15 protein-coding genes are annotated in these 15,865 nt (G+C 61.3%); 7 read left to right on the top strand and 8 right to left on the bottom strand.

Translation table 11 applies throughout. The annotated features are described in order from the left end of the window. Positions 1-8 precede the first annotated feature (8 nt). The 4 genes from ACZ5WQ_RS00275 to ACZ5WQ_RS00260 form a co-directional block, all read right to left on the bottom strand. Entirely contained in the window at positions 9-2,027 is a 2,019-nt protein-coding gene (locus tag ACZ5WQ_RS00275) for a methyl-accepting chemotaxis protein (RefSeq protein WP_464382876.1), read from the bottom strand. 173 nt (positions 2,028-2,200) lie between these two features. Then, the gene (gene ampE, locus ACZ5WQ_RS00270; protein WP_464382875.1) at positions 2,201-3,031 is read right to left on the bottom strand and encodes a regulatory signaling modulator protein AmpE; all 831 of its coding nucleotides are present in this window, start codon (positions 3,029-3,031) and stop codon (positions 2,201-2,203) included. Beyond that, on the bottom strand, positions 3,031-3,600 hold the full coding sequence (gene ampD / locus ACZ5WQ_RS00265) for a 1,6-anhydro-N-acetylmuramyl-L-alanine amidase AmpD (RefSeq protein WP_464382874.1): 570 nt from the start codon (positions 3,598-3,600) through the stop codon (positions 3,031-3,033). Before ampD ends, ampE begins: the two co-directional genes overlap by 1 nt. A gap of 60 nt (positions 3,601-3,660) precedes the next feature. Next, a complete protein-coding gene (locus ACZ5WQ_RS00260) occupies positions 3,661-5,910 on the bottom strand; it encodes a DUF1631 domain-containing protein (RefSeq protein ID WP_464382873.1) in 2,250 nt (749 codons plus the stop codon). Between the two features lie 326 nt (positions 5,911-6,236). Here ACZ5WQ_RS00260 and ACZ5WQ_RS00255 point away from each other — a divergent pair, with 326 nt between their 5' ends. Both ACZ5WQ_RS00255 and nadC read left to right on the top strand, forming a co-directional pair. Next, positions 6,237-7,601 carry an alanine/glycine:cation symporter family protein gene (locus ACZ5WQ_RS00255; RefSeq protein WP_088275645.1) on the top strand — a complete coding sequence of 455 codons (1,365 nt, stop codon included), beginning with the start codon at positions 6,237-6,239 and terminating at the stop codon, positions 7,599-7,601. 91 nt (positions 7,602-7,692) lie between these two features. Then, entirely contained in the window at positions 7,693-8,553 is an 861-nt protein-coding gene (gene nadC, locus ACZ5WQ_RS00250; protein WP_269687833.1) for a carboxylating nicotinate-nucleotide diphosphorylase, read from the top strand. Between the two features lie 34 nt (positions 8,554-8,587). Here nadC and ACZ5WQ_RS00245 read toward each other — a convergent pair whose 3' ends face one another. Further along, positions 8,588-9,166, bottom strand: a complete 579-nt coding sequence (locus ACZ5WQ_RS00245; RefSeq protein WP_228245903.1) for an HAD family hydrolase — start codon at positions 9,164-9,166, stop codon at positions 8,588-8,590. Between the two features lies 1 nt (position 9,167). Beyond that, positions 9,168-10,031: an acyl-CoA thioesterase II gene (gene tesB / locus ACZ5WQ_RS00240; RefSeq protein ID WP_228245902.1), complete on the bottom strand. Its 864-nt coding sequence runs from the start codon at positions 10,029-10,031 to the stop codon at positions 9,168-9,170. 208 nt (positions 10,032-10,239) lie between these two features. Here tesB and ACZ5WQ_RS00235 point away from each other — a divergent pair, with 208 nt between their 5' ends. From ACZ5WQ_RS00235 to ACZ5WQ_RS00215, 5 genes are all read left to right on the top strand, one after another. After that, positions 10,240-11,160: a histone deacetylase family protein gene (locus tag ACZ5WQ_RS00235; protein WP_228245901.1), complete on the top strand. Its 921-nt coding sequence runs from the start codon at positions 10,240-10,242 to the stop codon at positions 11,158-11,160. A 29-nt stretch (positions 11,161-11,189) separates the two neighbouring features. Beyond that, positions 11,190-12,437 (top strand): TIGR03862 family flavoprotein, encoded by a 1,248-nt coding sequence (locus tag ACZ5WQ_RS00230; RefSeq protein WP_464382872.1) that lies wholly within the window; start codon positions 11,190-11,192, stop codon positions 12,435-12,437. Positions 12,438-12,507: 70 nt separating this feature from the next. Beyond that, positions 12,508-13,182 carry a CsgG/HfaB family protein gene (locus ACZ5WQ_RS00225; RefSeq protein ID WP_228245899.1) on the top strand — a complete coding sequence of 225 codons (675 nt, stop codon included), beginning with the start codon at positions 12,508-12,510 and terminating at the stop codon, positions 13,180-13,182. A gap of 18 nt (positions 13,183-13,200) precedes the next feature. Next, complete coding sequence (locus ACZ5WQ_RS00220) at positions 13,201-13,563, top strand: DUF4810 domain-containing protein (RefSeq protein ID WP_228245898.1); 363 nt, start codon at positions 13,201-13,203, stop codon at positions 13,561-13,563. After that, positions 13,560-14,210, top strand: coding sequence for a DUF799 domain-containing protein (locus ACZ5WQ_RS00215; protein ID WP_228245897.1), 651 nt, complete (start codon positions 13,560-13,562; stop codon positions 14,208-14,210). Before ACZ5WQ_RS00220 ends, ACZ5WQ_RS00215 begins: the two co-directional genes overlap by 4 nt. A gap of 26 nt (positions 14,211-14,236) precedes the next feature. Here ACZ5WQ_RS00215 and ACZ5WQ_RS00210 read toward each other — a convergent pair whose 3' ends face one another. Both ACZ5WQ_RS00210 and pdxH read right to left on the bottom strand, forming a co-directional pair. After that, positions 14,237-15,073 (bottom strand): SDR family oxidoreductase, encoded by an 837-nt coding sequence (locus ACZ5WQ_RS00210; protein WP_285676719.1) that lies wholly within the window; start codon positions 15,071-15,073, stop codon positions 14,237-14,239. An 82-nt stretch (positions 15,074-15,155) separates the two neighbouring features. Continuing rightward, positions 15,156-15,797 (bottom strand): pyridoxamine 5'-phosphate oxidase, encoded by a 642-nt coding sequence (pdxH, locus tag ACZ5WQ_RS00205; protein WP_285676720.1) that lies wholly within the window; start codon positions 15,795-15,797, stop codon positions 15,156-15,158. Positions 15,798-15,865 lie beyond the last annotated feature (68 nt).

Here is a 15,865-nt window from a genome sequence, read left to right as displayed (position 1 = left end):
CAGACTCATCACACCTTGAAGGCGCTGATAATGCTCTGCAGCGACTGCACCAGGTGACCGAGGCGGCCACTGGCTTCCTCGGCTCGCTGTGCACCCTGCGCTGTCCGCTCACCTGCCTGATTGATCTGCACGATGTTCTGGTCAATATCATGGCTGACCACTGTCTGCTGCTCGGCGGCGGCGGCGATCTGCTGGCTTTGATCGACGATCTGGGTCACCGCCTTGAGGATGCTGTCGAGCCCCTGCTGCACCTGCAGCGAAGATTCCACAGTGGCAGCCGTCATGCCATGACTGCTGCCCATGGCCTTGACCGCGGCTGCAACCCCTTCCTGCAATCGGGCGATCATCTGCTCGATCTCTTCGGTGGACTGCTGGGTCCGGCGGGCCAGGGTCCGCACCTCATCGGCTACGACAGCAAAACCGCGACCCTGCTCCCCGGCCCTGGCCGCCTCGATAGCCGCGTTCAGCGCCAGCAGATTGGTCTGTTCGGCGACGCCCTTGATCACGTCGAGCACCCGGCTGATCGAGGAACTGTCGTCTGCCAGTTGATTGATGACCCGTACCGAGTTTTCGATTTCCCCTGCCAGCTTTTCAATACCGTCGACCGATGATTCGACCATGCGGCGCCCATTCAGGGTTTCCGTATTGACCTGCTCGGCATTGTTGACCGCCAGAGCGGCACTGCGCGCCACCTCCTGCGAAGTCGCCGCCATTTCATTCATGGCCGTGGCGACCTGCTCGATCTGGCTACGCTGCGATGCTACCGCCTGACTGCTTTCGCTGGCGATGTGCTCAACCTGACTGGATTGTTCCTGCACCTGACCGGAGGTATCGCTGACCTGCCGGATAAGCTCGCGCACTCGCTGCACGGTGTTGTTGAAGTCGGCAGCCAGGGCACCGAGCTCATCCTTGCTGTCGACCTCGACCTGCACTGTCATGTCGCCGCCGGCCACCTGCCCCATCTGCTGCGACAGGCGTTTGAGGGTTCGGCGGGTAGCGAAATAGAACCCGGCGTACAGGTAAATGATCAGCAACCCAACCAGCGATAGGGACACCACCAGCAACCACATTGTCTGCTGATTGCTGGCCAGGCGGCCGTCAAGCTGAGTGTCCAGATAATCGAAGATAGCCTCGTCAAGCAGGTAAGTGGACTCGATCTCGCGGGTAATACGATCAAAGAAGGCATCCCAGGTACTGTCGAGCGAGGCAGCAATGATGACATCCTCTTCAAAGATCACACCGGCACTCTCGATGCTCTTGAGACTCTGCTCTGCAGCAGTCTGCAAGGCGGCGTTGCCGGTCCCGGCAACCGCCTGCTCCAGAACCTGCGAATAATCGGCGCCGAGCTTCTGCAGCCCGGTGACCAGATCATCCATTTCCCGGCTGGCGTCCGAGTCCAGAAAGCCCAGTCCCATCGAATAAGCCCCGGTCGCGCGGCCATGGCCCAACAAAGAGGTCACCTCAACGGTGGAACCGATAAGCAACTCCGTCAACTGACGGACATTGCGGTCAAAATCCTGCGGCAGGCCCGCGTAAGCGGCTGTCATGATCAGCAGGGTTGCCGTTTCATCCTTGGCACGCACCGACATCGGACCGCGCGAGATGATCGACTCGGCGGCAATCTCGTTATAGCTCTGTACCAGTTTGTCGCGCATGGCTATCAGGTCGGCGGCCGCCGGGTCATCGGCCTCCAGCGGCAAACTGTTCAGTTGCTCGATCAGCCGCGCACGAGTCTCGGTCAGGCGCTCCTCGATACTGTCTGCCTGACCGCCCTGACCCAGGCGCGTGTTGACCGCATCCAGGTCACGCACCAGTTCGGCGCTGCGCAGCGCATCAGAGGTCGCACGCACCAATGCAAGACTGTCCAGCGCGTGCGACGTCACCTCGACACGCTCGTAGGCCTGCTGCACCAGCATGCTGCTGACGATACCCAAGGGAACAAAAAACAGGATACTGATCAGGCAAAACTTCATGCCGTAGGTCAGCCGGTTCATTAACGCGATGGCAGGGGAAAGCAGACTGTTCACCCGAGGTCTCTCCTAATAATAAGCTGCCCGGCGGCGAGGGCTCTGCGCAGGCTGAACCTGCGCTGTTCTTGTATAACAACCACCACAACGAGGCGCTGTCGCCCCAACACTGACTGTCTCACAGAAAGGCTATCGGCTCCAGCCAGCGCAACTTTAAGTCAAAGCCGGCGAATCTAGCCGAGCACGGCAAGCAGAGCCAGCGCCACTGCCCAAACGACCAGTGCGCGAACCAGCAGGGTTCGGGTATCGGCCAGCACCCCCTCAGCCTCAGCCCCGGCAAGCGATCCGTAGCTGCCATTGAGGGCGGCCTCTGCCGCCCGATGAACCAGCACGTCCGATGGCAGCTCCCAGTGCAGCATGACATCGGCCAGCTCGGCACGCACATGATCAAAATGTCCGACCAGCGCAAAGCTGGCAGCAAGCAGGCGTGCGGGAATCCATTCCAGCGCATGGGCCAGCGCCGATGCGGGCGACGCGGCGGAGCTATTCTCCTGATCGGCCAGCAACCGCAGCAGCCGATAGCCCAGAGCGCCGGCAGGACCCAGCAGGGCGAACCAGAAAACCGTCACCATGTAGCCATGCAATACCTCACGCACCAGAGCCGATCTGACCTCGCTCAGCACGGAGTCCTGACCCTCGGCGACCACCCCAAGATCGCGCTCGGCCACTAGCGCGGCGGCGGCCCTGTCGCCCCTGTCCCAGGCCTGCTCGAAGCCGGTCGCCATCGCGCCCAACGGGTCGCGCCTGCCAACACAGGCGAGCAGCACCAGGGCAAACAGCAACAGGCCGATCAAGCCAAGTCCGTTACGTTGCAACCACCATTGAAGCAATACCAGAATCAGTAAAGGCAGCAGCACCAGCAGCAGGCCAGCAAGCGGCTGCCGCACGGGATAACGACGCACCACGCGGATGACCCAGGCTTTCGGCAGGTCCAGCGGCAAGCCGGTGCGCAGCGGGGTAAACCACATCAGTGCAACGACCAGCAACAAGGCAAGAAAATGCATCAATGCTCTCCCTGAACACGATGAGAACAAACCAGCGCCTGCAGATAGCGGCGCCAGTCAAAGGCAGGACCAGGATCCGTCTTGCGCCCCGGAGCAATAAACTCATGCCCGGTTATACGGTGATTGGTAATTGCCGGATAGGCCGTCTGCAACACCCGGGTCAAGCTTACCAGAGCATCGTACTGGGCGTCCGCGTAGGGAATTTCGTCAGTCCCTTCCAGCTCGATACCAATGGCGAAGTCGTTGCAGTTTTCCCGACCGCTGTAGCACGATGCACCCGCATGCCAGGCTCGCCGGTCACAGGAGACAAACTGGGTAACGGTACCGTCACGCTCGATCAGAAAGTGCGCAGACACGCGCAAATCCGCTATCTCGGCAAAGTAGGGATGAAGGGAAGGATCAAGCTGCCCGGTAAAAAAGGGCTGGACGAAGCCGCCGCCGAAACAGGCCGGCGGCAAACTGATGTTGTGAATCACCAGCAGCGAAACGTCACACCCGGCGGGTCGCTCGTTGCAGTGCTCGGAAGGGCAACGAACTGCGCCCTCCAGCCAACCCTCGCTGATCCGCATACAGGCTCCCCGACAGCAAAAGCCTCATGCTAGCAGGTGCCGACGCCAGCCGCATCCACCTCAGGTGCGCGCCTGAAGCTGACGCAGGTTGCCGATGACCGATTCCAGCGCACGATCAAACAACTGATTTTCGTCCAGCAGACTGACCTGCCCACGATCAAAGCACTGCGCCAGCTCATGGCCCGACAGTTCAGCAACCTTGACGCCGTTGCGGTTTACGAAGATGTATTTACCACTGAAGCTGATAATGGCGGCCAGTTTACAACGCTGGGGCGCCTTGCCTTCCGCTACGACCAGCTGCAGCCAGCAACCGGTGCCCAGACCCTCTACCCACCGCTGCGCACCTACGCTGGGCAGGTCATCGATGGTTTCAGGCGGAGCCTCGACCGGCTCCTGTTCCAGTACCGGCTGCTCCACCCGCACTGCCTCAACCGGCGGTTCCGAAACGACCTCAGATTCCGCGGATTCGACAGGCAGATCAGGCTCAACCGGGGAGCCTGCCGCCCTGACGGCCGCCAGCACAGCCCGCTGCGGAGCAACAATGGCCAGCACATGACGCTCGGTGGATGCAGCGTCCAGCCCCAGCAACTCAAGACCACCACGGATAGCCGCCTCAATCTGACGATTCTGCGCCAGTCGCTGCGGTACGCCCGCGCTATCAACCGGCTGCACACTGTGCACCACTGCCTTTGCCGTACCCAGCGCGTGCTTCCAGGCCCTGGACTCACCCCCTTCACGCAGGAAGATCATCTGCATGACCTGGCTCCAGGTATCGCGCAGCAAATCAACTACCGTCACCGGCAAGGTGCGGCCCAGCAACATCTTGTTGATTTCCTTTGCCACTTCGGCGCGCGCTGCCTTGATACGGGCGCGACCTTCCTCAGCATCGCGGGTACGCTGCTCGACCCGCTCGGCGCGGCGCTGCTCGGCACGCAGGAAATCGGTCAGGCGTTGATACAGGGTGTCGAACAGATCCGCACTCGGCTCGATTTCTACCAGCAACTGCTCAACAATCTCCTCCAGCAAAGCGTGCAACTGATCGCGCCGGAGATCATCGTGATCGTTCCAGCCCATGGTCGCACGGGACAGTTCGTTCAACAGACGACGAGCCGGGTGCGATGCCCGACTGAAGAAGCTCTTGTCGCTGATGGCCACCCGGAGTACCGGCAACTGCATGCGCGCGATCAATGCCTTCACCGCCGCCGGCAATTCACGGTCTTCGAGAATAAAATCAAACAACATGGACACCAGGCTGATGACATCGTCATCAACTCGCGCCACAGTCTTGGTACCGCCACTCTGCACCCGCTGCTGATGCAACAACTGCTGGACGTGACGGCGCAGACCATTCTGCCCAGCGTCGCCGGCAAAGCTCTCTGCGGTTACCTCGGACAGCACGCGCAGCAACTCACTGGTCCCCATCGGAATGCCACCCGATGAGTTGAGACCTGCCAGCGCCACATCGCCACTGGCAACCCGCCACTTGCCAATGAGCTCACTGAACATGCCGAGGATTTCCTGCTGCTCACTGCTGTCGCCTGAGCGTCCGCCCTGCTGCCCGACGCCACGCCCCGAACCAGCACCGGCCCCTGGCACCGGCCTGCGCACGGAAACAGCCGAGGTCACGCGCAAGTCAGGCATAACCCCCGCGCTGACAAAAGCGTCATTCAAACTTTCATACAGCCCGTCAATGCCGTTGAACACATAGCGTTCAAAGAGCTTGAAAACGATCAGACGCACCTTGATGTCGAGACTGAGCGCCCTCAGGGACTCCGCAAAGTACTCGGCGATTGCGCCTGGAGCAAAGGGGTTGTCACTCTGCTCCACCGTCTTTTTCGCAAGGCTGTTGACCCGCATGAGCAAATGGCCAAGTGCCGCCTGATTGCGACTGATAACCCGATTGACCATCCCGTCGATCGCAACGGACTCTTCCAGCTCATCGGGTTGCACCAGACTCAGGGTATCCAGCTCGAATGAGACGGCCGGCACGCTCGAGTCGTACTGTGCATTGATTTGCTCTGTGGCCAGAATCAGCGAATCACAGGTTTTCTTGACGATATTGTGGCGCTGCAGGCGAAGAGTGCGCATGGCTTCGAAAAATAGCGCCTGGTCGGCATTATTGGCGGCTTTGTCAGCCATTTCGAAAAGGTTGTCATCCGCCTTGTCGAACATCTCGACCATCGCAGACTGCAGATACCCGGTCGCCAGATCCCGCACGCTGATCAGAGGCGCAGGCAGCACCGAGCCTCCGGCAGCAGCGCGCGCTGCCAGATTGGGCTTGATTGAAACTACTTTGGGGTCCTGGGACATTTCTACTCTCCAGACAAGTTGCACTTGTCATAGGGTGCTGCACGCCAGCGGAGAAACTCCTGCACGCTCAAAGCCATCCATATGCCGATAAATTGGCGTCAAGGTTTTATCAGCTTCAAGTATACCGGCTTGCGACGACAAAACCGCTACCCTTAACCGGATTCTTGATCAACATCACAGTTCCTTGCCACAGCATAGTCGAGACATATTCTGTAACCATGCCGGCGATCTCTGGTATAAGCTGGTTCGGTCAACATCTGCCTGACAGCAATAGTAACGATGTACCGCTAGATGCATCGAAAACACAACATCAGGAGCTGTATTCTATGGAAGCAATTATTGCCCTTATCGGGGACATCAACGGGATCGTATGGGGCCCGGCGATGCTCGCCCTGCTGGCCGGTACCGGCCTGTATCTTACACTTGGTCTCAAACTCACTCCCCAGCGCAAGCTGTTCTACGGCTTCGGCATGCTCTGGCGCGGCCGCAAGAGTAGCGAAGAAGGCGACATCAGTCCCTTCAACGCACTCATGACCGCCCTGTCCGCTACCGTGGGCACCGGTAATATCGCCGGCGTTGCCACAGCTGTATTCTTAGGCGGCCCGGGCGCGCTGTTCTGGATGTGGGTCATCGCGCTGGTCGGCATGGCAACCAAGTTCTGCGAAGCCGTGCTCGCCGTGCGCTACCGCGAAAAGGACGCGCTGGGCAACCACGTCGGCGGCCCGATGTACTACATCAAGAACGGCCTTGGCGAGAAATGGAAGTGGCTTGGCGTGCTGTTCGCCATCTTCGGCATGCTGGCCGGTTTCGGCATCGGCAACACCATCCAGTCCAACTCGGTTGCCGACGCCCTGAACAGCTCGTTCAACATCCCGCCGCTGGCCACCGGCATCATCATTGCCGTTCTGGTTGCCCTGGTACTGCTTGGCGGCATCAAGCGCATCGGTGAAGTAGCCGGCAAGCTGGTCCCGATCATGGCAATCTTCTATGTTGGTGGCGGCCTGATCATCCTGATCATGCATGCCGACAAGCTGCCGGAAGCCTTCGGCCAGATCTTCTACTATGCCTTCAACCCAAGCGCCGCAGCCGGCGGTTTCGCCGGTGCAACTGTCTGGATGGCCATGCGCTTCGGTATCGCCCGCGGCGTCTTCTCCAACGAGGCGGGCCTGGGCAGCGCGCCGATTGCACACGCCGCCGCGCAAACCAACAACCCGATCCGTCAGGGCACCGTGGCGATGCTCGGCACCTTTATCGACACCATCATCATCTGTTCCATCACCGGCCTGGTGATCATGGTGACCGGCGCCTGGCAGAGTGGCGAGAACGGCGCACCGCTGTCGGCACTGGCCTTCAGTCAGGGCCTGCCGGGTGGCTGGGGTCAGTACATTGTCAGTATCGGTCTGGCGGTATTCGCGTTCACCACCATCATTGGCTGGAGCTTCTATTCCGAGAAGTGTACCCAGTTCCTGTTCGGTGAACGCTCCAACCTGCCGTTCCGCCTGCTGTGGATCATCGCCATTCCGCTGGGCACCCTGCCCGGTATCGACCTGAACAGCCTGTGGCTGGTGGCCGACACCCTGAATGCGATGATGGCGATCCCCAACCTGATCGCTCTGCTGCTACTGAGTCCTGTAGTCTTCAAACTGACCAAGGACTACTTTGCAGATCCGGCCAACTACATGAACAAGTAAGTCGGCCCGCACAATGCCCGCCTCCCCGGCGGGCATTTTTTTTTGCCAATCGGTATACTCCCGGCACTTGCGATCAGACGCCGGAGTCTCTATGCCCAACCTCACACTCGACAGCCTGCAGAGCACCATCGTTGATGACGTCCGCCGCGCTCTGGCAGAGGACGTGGGCGACGGCGACATCACCGCCAGTCTGATTCCGGCGGAACGTCAGGCCGATGGCCGCATCATCACCCGCGAAGCCGCCGTCTTCTGTGGCCGTGCCTGGGCGGATGAAGTTGCCCGCCAGGTCGATCCGCGCATCATCATTGAATGGCTGGTCAATGATGGCGACACCCTGCTCGCCGATCAGACGATCTGCCGCTTCAACGGTCCGGCCCGGGGCCTGCTGACCGCCGAGCGCTCGATGCTCAATTTCATCCAGTTGCTCTCGGCCACCGCCACCCGCAGCCGCCACTTTGCCGACCTGGTTGCCGGTACCAGCGTGAAACTGCTCGATACCCGCAAGACCATTCCCGGCCTGCGCCTGGCGCAAAAGTACGCGGTGACCTGCGGCGGTTGCCACAACCACCGTATTGGCCTGTACGACGCCTTCCTGATCAAGGAAAACCACATCGCCGCCTGTGGCGGTATTGCCCAGGCCATCAGCCGGGCGCACGAGATTGCGCCGGGCAAGCCGGTTGAGGTTGAAGTGGAGAGCCTCGAAGAGCTGAAGCAGGCACTGGAAGCCGGTGCTGACATCATCATGCTGGACGAACTCAGCGACGAGGACATGCGCACCGCCGTTGCCCTGAACGCCGGTCGCGCCAGGCTGGAGGCTTCCGGCGGGATTACCGAAACAACCCTGCGCAGCGTTGCTGAAACCGGCGTGGATTACATCTCGATCGGCAGCATGACCAAGGACGTCAAGGCAGTCGATCTGTCGATGCGCCTGCGCTTTCAGGCGGCAGACTGACCAACCAGCCCTGCAGGCCAGTCACGGGCCCGACCTAGAGTCGGGCCAACAACGTGGCGCAATCCGGCACGTGCCAATCGGCCAGCTCCGGCCAGGGATTGTCAGGCAGGATCAGACAGGTATGACTGCCCGCTGCCCGCCCGGCCTCGAGGTCAAAGCGAAAGTCTCCGACCATTACCGCCTCCCGCGCCGACAGCTGCCAGCGATCCAGCAGGCGGTGAATACCATCTGGTGAGGGTTTGGGTTCAGCCTCTTCGCGCCCCAGCACATCTTCTGCGGCAAAGCAGTCGAGAATACCAAGACAGCGCAGCGTCGAACGGGCGACCGATTGCAGGTTGCGGGTCAGAATACCCAATCGACGCCCCCCTTCGTGCAATTGACGCACCAGGGCGACCGCGCCGGGCGCCGCTTCAACCTGCTCGGCCAGACGCAGCTCGATGGCATCAAGCTGCGCTTTCATGGCGAGGTATTCGGCCGCCGGCAAGCCCGACATGAACGTCAGTATGTCGGCCTCTGCCGGCACCCCCAGTTCGCGTCGGATTGCCGGAAAATCGTGCTGAGCAACCGTCAGCGTGCCGTCCAGATCGAACACCCAGCCGCGCAGATGCTGCATATCAGCGCTGCACCCTGCGCATCAATGACTCCTGCGTCACCGAGGCAACCAGCTCACCGGCCCGATTGAAGATCTGACCACGCGACAGGCCGCGGGAGCCGCTGGCCGACGGGCTGTCCATGGCGTACAGCAGCCAGTCATCCATGCGCAGCGGACGGTGATACCACAGCGAGTGGTCAAGACTGGCTACCTGCATGTCGGGCGACCAGCTGGAGATGGCGTGCGGCTGCATCGCCGTACCCAACAGATGAAAGTCCGAGGCATAGGCCAGCAGATAGCGGTGCACCTGGGGATCGTCCGGCAGGGTACCGTCGGCGCGATACCACATGTAGCGCACCGGCTCACCGGCCACAGGCTCGAACGGATTGAACTCGCCAACCGGACGAATTTCAATTGGCTTGCCGCACAACACCTTGTCGCGGACCTTTTCGTGAATCAGATGCTGATAGCGGCGGGTCCATTCGGTCTCGTTGGGCAGGTCTTCCGGGCCGGGAACCTCAGGCATCGCCGCCTGGTGCTCAAAGCCTTCAACATCGCCCTGAAACGAGCTGATCATGGTAAAAATCGGCTTGCCCTTTTGAATCGCCTGAACCCGGCGGGTAGTAAAGCTGCCGCCGTCGCGCAGCGGATCAACCTGATAGACAATCGGCAGATCAGCGTCGCCCGGACGCAAAAAGTAGCCATGCACCGAATGCACATGGCGGTCAGGGTCAACCGTCTGACTGGCCGCCGACAACGACTGACCCAGAACTTGCCCACCGAACAGCTGCTTGAAACCGAGATCCTGACTGCGGCCACGGAACAGGTTTTCCTCGATTTTCTCCAGTGCCAGCAGGTCTACCAGATCATCCAGCAATTCGCTCATAGCGGGTCCTCACATATTGCCCCTCCGCTAACGGACGGGTACGTCTTGACTGTAATGGCGGCCGGTTCGCCGCAGAAATGGCCGCCAGTTTAACCCGGATTGTCTCGCAGTAGCAGACTGCAGCGCACCCTGCATCAGCCCCGAGACTTGTTGAGTACCAGCGCAATGCGCATACTCGATGCGCCATACACTGCCACGAGGAGTCGTCGTGGATCTGCCCCTGGTCTACCATCCCGACTACAGCTTCCCTTTCCCCGCGCCCCACCGGTTCCCGATGGACAAGTTCGTGCGTCTGCACGACCATCTTCGAACCAGTGGGTTGCTGCACGACGGCAATCTGCACAGTCCCGAACGCTGCAGCCGCGAGTTGCTGGCACTGGCCCACGACCCGGACTACGTCAACCGCTTCCATGACAACGCGCTGGATGCGACTGCCCTGCGCCGCATGGGCCTGCCGTGGAGCGAGGCACTGGTTGCGCGCACCACCCGCGCGGTCGGCGGCTCGCTGCTGACGGCCGAGCTGGCGCTGCGACACGGCCTGGCCTGCCATCTGGCAGGCGGCACTCACCACGCCCACCGGGATTTTGCCTCCGGCTTCTGCATCTTCAATGACCTGGCGATCATCAGCCTGTCACTGCTGGCCAGCGGACGGGTAGAGCGGGTGCTGATCATCGACTGCGATGTCCATCAGGGCGACGGCACTGCAACCATCCTTGCAGACGTTGACGCCGCGATTACGGTATCACTGCACTGCGAGAACAACTTTCCGGCGCGCAAGGCGACCAGTGATTGGGATATCCCCCTGCCACGCGGGCTGGATGACCGGGGCTACCTGCATACCCTGCAGCAGACGCTGGACTATCTGCTGCCCCTCTATCAACCGGATCTGGTGCTCTATGACGCCGGCGTTGACGTCCACCAGTCTGATGCACTCGGCTATCTGCAACTGACCGACCTGGGGATTGCCGCCCGCGACCGGCTGGTGATCGACAGCTGTCTTGGGCGCGACATCCCTGTCTGCGCCGTCATCGGCGGCGGTTACGACAACGACCGCGACGCCCTCGCCCGACGCCACGGCATCCTGCACCACAGTGCCGCGCAGATTTGGCAGCAGCGCGGATTGGGCTAAACTGCGCGCCCCGCTTTCAGGATCGCACCATGACCGACACCGCCAACACCGACACCCGCTCCATAGCCATTATCGGTGGCGGCCCGGCCGGCTTGATGGCGGCGGAGGTCTTGTCAGCGGCAGGTCTGCAGGTCGACCTGTACGACGCCATGCCCTCGGTCGGGCGCAAGTTTCTGCTGGCTGGCGTTGGCGGCATGAATATCACCCACTCGGAGGCGGCAGCCCCCTTCCTGTCGCGCTACCGAGAGGCCTCACCCTGGGTCGGCGAGTGGCTGGACGCGTTCGATGCGCAGGCGCTGCGCGACTGGATTCACGGCCTGGGCATCGACACCTTCGTCGGCAGCTCCGGACGCGTTTTCCCAACTGACATGAAAGCCGCGCCCTTGCTGCGCGCATGGCTCAAACGCCTGCGCGAACAGGGCGTCCGTTTGCACACCCGGCATCGCTGGCTAGGCTGGGATGACAGCGCAGCGCTGCGCTTCAACACCCCGGACGGTGAAATCAAAGCAAGGGCAGCGGCAACACTGCTGGCGCTGGGCGGCGGCAGCTGGGCGCGCCTCGGTTCAGACGGCAGTTGGGCGCCCCTGCTCAGTGCACGCGGCGTTGATGTACGCTCACTGCGCCCCAGCAACTGCGGTTTTATCAGCGCATGGAGCCCGTTTCTCAGCGAACGCTTCGCGGGGCAGCCACTCAAGCAGGTCATCGCCAGCACCCAAAGCCCCGGGGGCGAGACCATCAGCCGCCGCGGGGAGGCCATCCTCACCCACGACGGCCTGGAAGGCAGCCTGATCTATGCCTTGTCCGCCGCGCTGCGCGAACAACTGGAAGCCAGGGGCCACGCGCAACTAAGCCTGGATCTTGCGCCGGATCACACCCGGGCCCAGCTGCAGCAGACCCTCAGCCAGCCACGCAAGGGCCAAAGCCTGAGCAACCTGCTGCGCAAGAAGACGGGGCTGGACAGCGTCAAGGTGGCGCTGCTGCATGAATGCCTGAGCAAAGACGCGATTGCCGACGCGGGCAAGCTCGCCGCCGGCATCAAGGCATTGCCCATTACCCTGACCGCGACCCGCCCGCTGGATGAAGCCATCAGCAGCGCCGGCGGCGTCTGCCGAAGTGCACTGAATGACCACCTGATGCTCAAGGCGCTGCCGGGCATTTTCTGCGCCGGCGAGATGCTCGACTGGGAAGCCCCCACCGGCGGCTATCTGCTGACTGCCTGCTTTGCCAGCGGGCGACAGGCCGCAAAAGGCATTATTCAGTGGCTTGAAACTCGCTGAAAAAGGTATAGTCCTTCCACCGGCGCAGCTGATAGCACAGCGCCATCCCCCATCGAAAGGAATCGAGCCGATGCTTCGAAAACTCTCTATCTCTGCCACCGTAGCCAGCGCACTGCTGCTGTCGGCCTGTGCTACCGAATCATCCCGCACCGTTGAAGTCCCCCGCGTAACCAGCTACGGCACCGCCTATCAGGGCGTCCGTGCGCCGATTGCCGTCGGCCAGTTCGACAACCGTTCCAGCTACCAGCGTGGGCTCTTCTCTGATGGTGTGGATCGCCTTGGCAACCAGGCCAAAACCACGCTGGTGACCCACCTGCAGCAGACCAACCGGTTCAACGTTCTGGAGCGGACCAACATGGCCCAGCTCGCTGCGGAGGCTGGCTATAGCGGCGCAACCCAGAGCATCAAGGGAGCAAGCTACGTCATTACCGGTGATGTCACCGAATTTGGTCGCAAGGTTACCGGGGACCAACAGTTATTCGGTATTCTGGGGCGCGCAAAATCGCAAGTTGCCTACGCCAAGGTTGCGCTTAACGTGGTCAATGTAAGCACCTCCGAGGTCGTCTACTCCACCCAGGGAGCTGGCGAGTATAGCCTGTCCAACCGCGAGGTCATCGGCTTTGGTGGCACCGCCGGTTACGACGCAACCCTCAATGGCAAGGTCCTCGATCTGGCGATCCGCGAAGCCGTGAACAACCTGGTAAACGGCATTCAATCCGGAGCCTGGAACCCCGCCAGCAACTAATAACTGCAAGGACGTAGTATGAAAACAACGTTACTCAAGGGCGGCTGTGTCGCAGCCGCTGCCCTGCTGGGCGCCTGCGCGCCAGTCAACCAGCCTCTTTACCACTGGGGCGACTACCAGAACACCTTGTATATGCACCATCAGGACGGGGTTACCGACTACGCCGCTCAAGTCCAGAGCGTTGAGGCAATCATGTCCAGGGCGCAGGCTCAGGGCAAAAGTGTTCCGCCCGGACTACATGCCCATCTGGGCATGCTGTATTTCAACACCGGCCGCGAGATCGAAGCTCGCGAACAGTTCGCCATGGAAAAAAACCTGTTCCCGGAGTCCAGCCACTTTGTGGAACGAGTCCTGAATGAGCAGCCGGAGGTAACACAATGAAAAAGAGCATCACACTCGCGGTGCTGGCTCTGACAGCCTTGCTGACCGGCTGCGCAACACCGTCCTACGACTACACCGCCTTCCGTGAGAGCAAACCCCGCTCGATTCTGGTCCTGCCGCCGGTAAACGAATCACTGGATGTCAGTGCCAGCTACAGCTTCCTCACCCAGGTCAGCCATCCGCTGGCCGAGTCGGGTTATTACGTGTTCCCGGTTGCGGTAGTAGAAGAAACATTCCGCGAGAACGGGCTGACCGATCCGCAGGAAATTCACTCGCTGCCGCTGGACAAGCTGAATGATGTATTTGGTGCCGACTCGATTCTATATATCAACATCACCCAATACGGCACCAGCTATCAGCTAATCGCCAGTGATACTCGGGTGACCGCGGAGGCATCGCTGGTGGACAGCCGCACAGGTCAGTTGCTTTGGAAAGGGGCCGCTACCGCGTCATCGACCGAACAAAGCAACAACAGCGGCGGCGGGTTGGTGGGCATGCTGGTCGTCGCGCTGGTGGATCAGATCATCAACACCACCGTAGACCGCAGCTATCAGATTGCCGGACTAACCAGCTTCCGACTGCTGTCGAGCAATGTTCACAACGGCATCCTCCCCGGCCCACGGGCGCACAATCAGCAACTGCAGTGAACCCCAGGGCACTGGCGTCACAAACGCTAGTGCCCTTCCCCCCTCGCCGAGGCCGGCTTCACACCTGACAGCCTCGGCACCATCCAGCGCTCGAACAACCGCGGGAAAAAGCGCGCAAACAGCCGCGCCTGCCAGTCCACATTGGACAGAATCAACTGCCGCTTGCGCCGACACGCGCCCTGATAGATCGCCTCGGCCACATCCGCTGGCGCGGCGACCTTGAACGGCAGGGCGGTATTGGCCTGGGCGACAGAGCCGTCACCAACCAGCGCGTTCTTGCGGATATCGGTGGCGGTGAACCCGGGGGAAACCAGCATGACGTTGACGCCCTGCTCGCGTACTTCCATGCGCAGTGTTTCAAACAGGCCATGCAGCGCATGCTTGCTGGCGTTATAGGCGCTGCGGTTGAGCAACGGGGCGAAGCTGGACAGTGAGCTGAGAACGATCACCTGACCGCGGCGCTCAAGCAGGCTGGGCAGGGCATGCCGGGTGCAGTTGACGGCACCGAAGTAATTCACCGCCATGATCCGCTGGAACACCGACAAGTCGGTATCGGCAAAGGCGCTGCGGTGGGTGATGCCGGCATTGTTGATCAGCAGGTCAATCCCCCCGAAACGCTCGACGACCTGGGCCATCGCCTCGGCGCAGGCCTGGTCGTCGGATACGTCGCAATTGATCGCCAATACATCGGCATTGAGTTTGTCATGCAGTTGCTGGCGGAAGGCGACCAGCGACTCGTCCTGCACATCGAGAATGGCCAGATGGGCTCCGGCCTGCGCGAAGCGCAAGGCCAGTGCCCGACCGATTCCGGCACAGCCGCCGGTAATCACTACAACCTTCTGCTGAAACACCCCTCTGCCCATGTCGCCTCCTGCTGTCGCGGTTGTCTGTCAGCGTAAAGCCGAAGCGCGGCAGCAGCAAGCAACGGGACCGAGAATGAGCGAATCAGGGCGCCAGTCGCTCCCTCACCCAGTTGCCCTCGGCCAGGCGATAGCAAAGCCGGTCATGCAGACGGCTGGGACGCCCCTGCCAGAACTCGATCAGGGTGGGCACCAGTCGGTAACCGCCCCAGTGCGGAGGACGCGGCGCAGCGGCATCAGCGTATTGCTCCTGCACAGCACCAAGGCGGTCTTCCAGCACCTCGCGCCCCGCAATCACCTGACTCTGCGGCGACGCCCAGGCGCCCAGACGGCTGCCCTCAGGGCGACTGTGGAAGTAGGCGTCCGACTCCTCGGCGCTGGTCTGCTCGACCTGACCTTCGATGCGCACCTGACGTTCAAGATCGTGCCACCAGAAGGTCATCGCGGCAGCCGGCTGACCCGACAGCTGCTGCCCCTTGGCGCTCTGGTAATTGGTAAAGAACACAAAGCCGCGCTCATCAAAGCCCTTGAGCAACAGGGTGCGCAGGTGCGGCTGACCTTCAGCGTCGACCGTAGCCAGCATCATGGCGTTGGCTTCGGTGCTTTCCACTTCAACCGCCTGCGCAAACCACTCACCAAACAGGGCAAGGGGCTCGGCAGGCGCCTGGGCTTCGGTCAGTCCGTCACGGGTATAGTCGCGACGCAGATCGGCAATACTGGGTTTCATCAGATCGATTTCCGGCAACAGTGAATGGTGACGACAGCAACGTATCCTATCCTAGCAGTCGGCCGGCG

The organism is Halopseudomonas sp. T1L2 (assembly GCF_055397385.1).
The sequence above is the reverse complement of the archived record's forward strand: the minus strand, read 5'-3'. Positions and strand labels throughout refer to the sequence as shown.

Excerpts from the sequence above, each read along its gene's own strand:
- ampE (WP_464382875.1), bottom strand. The coding sequence starts at position 3,031 with ATGCATTTTCTTGCCTTGTTGCTGGTCGTTGCACTGATGTGGTTTACC.
- ampD (WP_464382874.1), bottom strand. The coding sequence starts at position 3,600 with ATGCGGATCAGCGAGGGTTGGCTGGAGGGCGCAGTTCGTTGCCCTTCC.
- ACZ5WQ_RS00260 (WP_464382873.1), bottom strand. The coding sequence starts at position 5,910 with ATGTCCCAGGACCCCAAAGTAGTTTCAATCAAGCCCAATCTGGCAGCG.
- ACZ5WQ_RS00255 (WP_088275645.1), top strand. The coding sequence starts at position 6,237 with ATGGAAGCAATTATTGCCCTTATCGGGGACATCAACGGGATCGTATGG.
- nadC (WP_269687833.1), top strand. The coding sequence starts at position 7,693 with ATGCCCAACCTCACACTCGACAGCCTGCAGAGCACCATCGTTGATGAC.
- ACZ5WQ_RS00245 (WP_228245903.1), bottom strand. The coding sequence starts at position 9,166 with ATGCAGCATCTGCGCGGCTGGGTGTTCGATCTGGACGGCACGCTGACG.
- tesB (WP_228245902.1), bottom strand. The coding sequence starts at position 10,031 with ATGAGCGAATTGCTGGATGATCTGGTAGACCTGCTGGCACTGGAGAAA.
- ACZ5WQ_RS00230 (WP_464382872.1), top strand. The coding sequence starts at position 11,190 with ATGACCGACACCGCCAACACCGACACCCGCTCCATAGCCATTATCGGT.
- ACZ5WQ_RS00225 (WP_228245899.1), top strand. The coding sequence starts at position 12,508 with ATGCTTCGAAAACTCTCTATCTCTGCCACCGTAGCCAGCGCACTGCTG.
- ACZ5WQ_RS00220 (WP_228245898.1), top strand. The coding sequence starts at position 13,201 with ATGAAAACAACGTTACTCAAGGGCGGCTGTGTCGCAGCCGCTGCCCTG.
- ACZ5WQ_RS00215 (WP_228245897.1), top strand. The coding sequence starts at position 13,560 with ATGAAAAAGAGCATCACACTCGCGGTGCTGGCTCTGACAGCCTTGCTG.
- ACZ5WQ_RS00210 (WP_285676719.1), bottom strand. The coding sequence starts at position 15,073 with ATGGGCAGAGGGGTGTTTCAGCAGAAGGTTGTAGTGATTACCGGCGGC.
- pdxH (WP_285676720.1), bottom strand. The coding sequence starts at position 15,797 with ATGAAACCCAGTATTGCCGATCTGCGTCGCGACTATACCCGTGACGGA.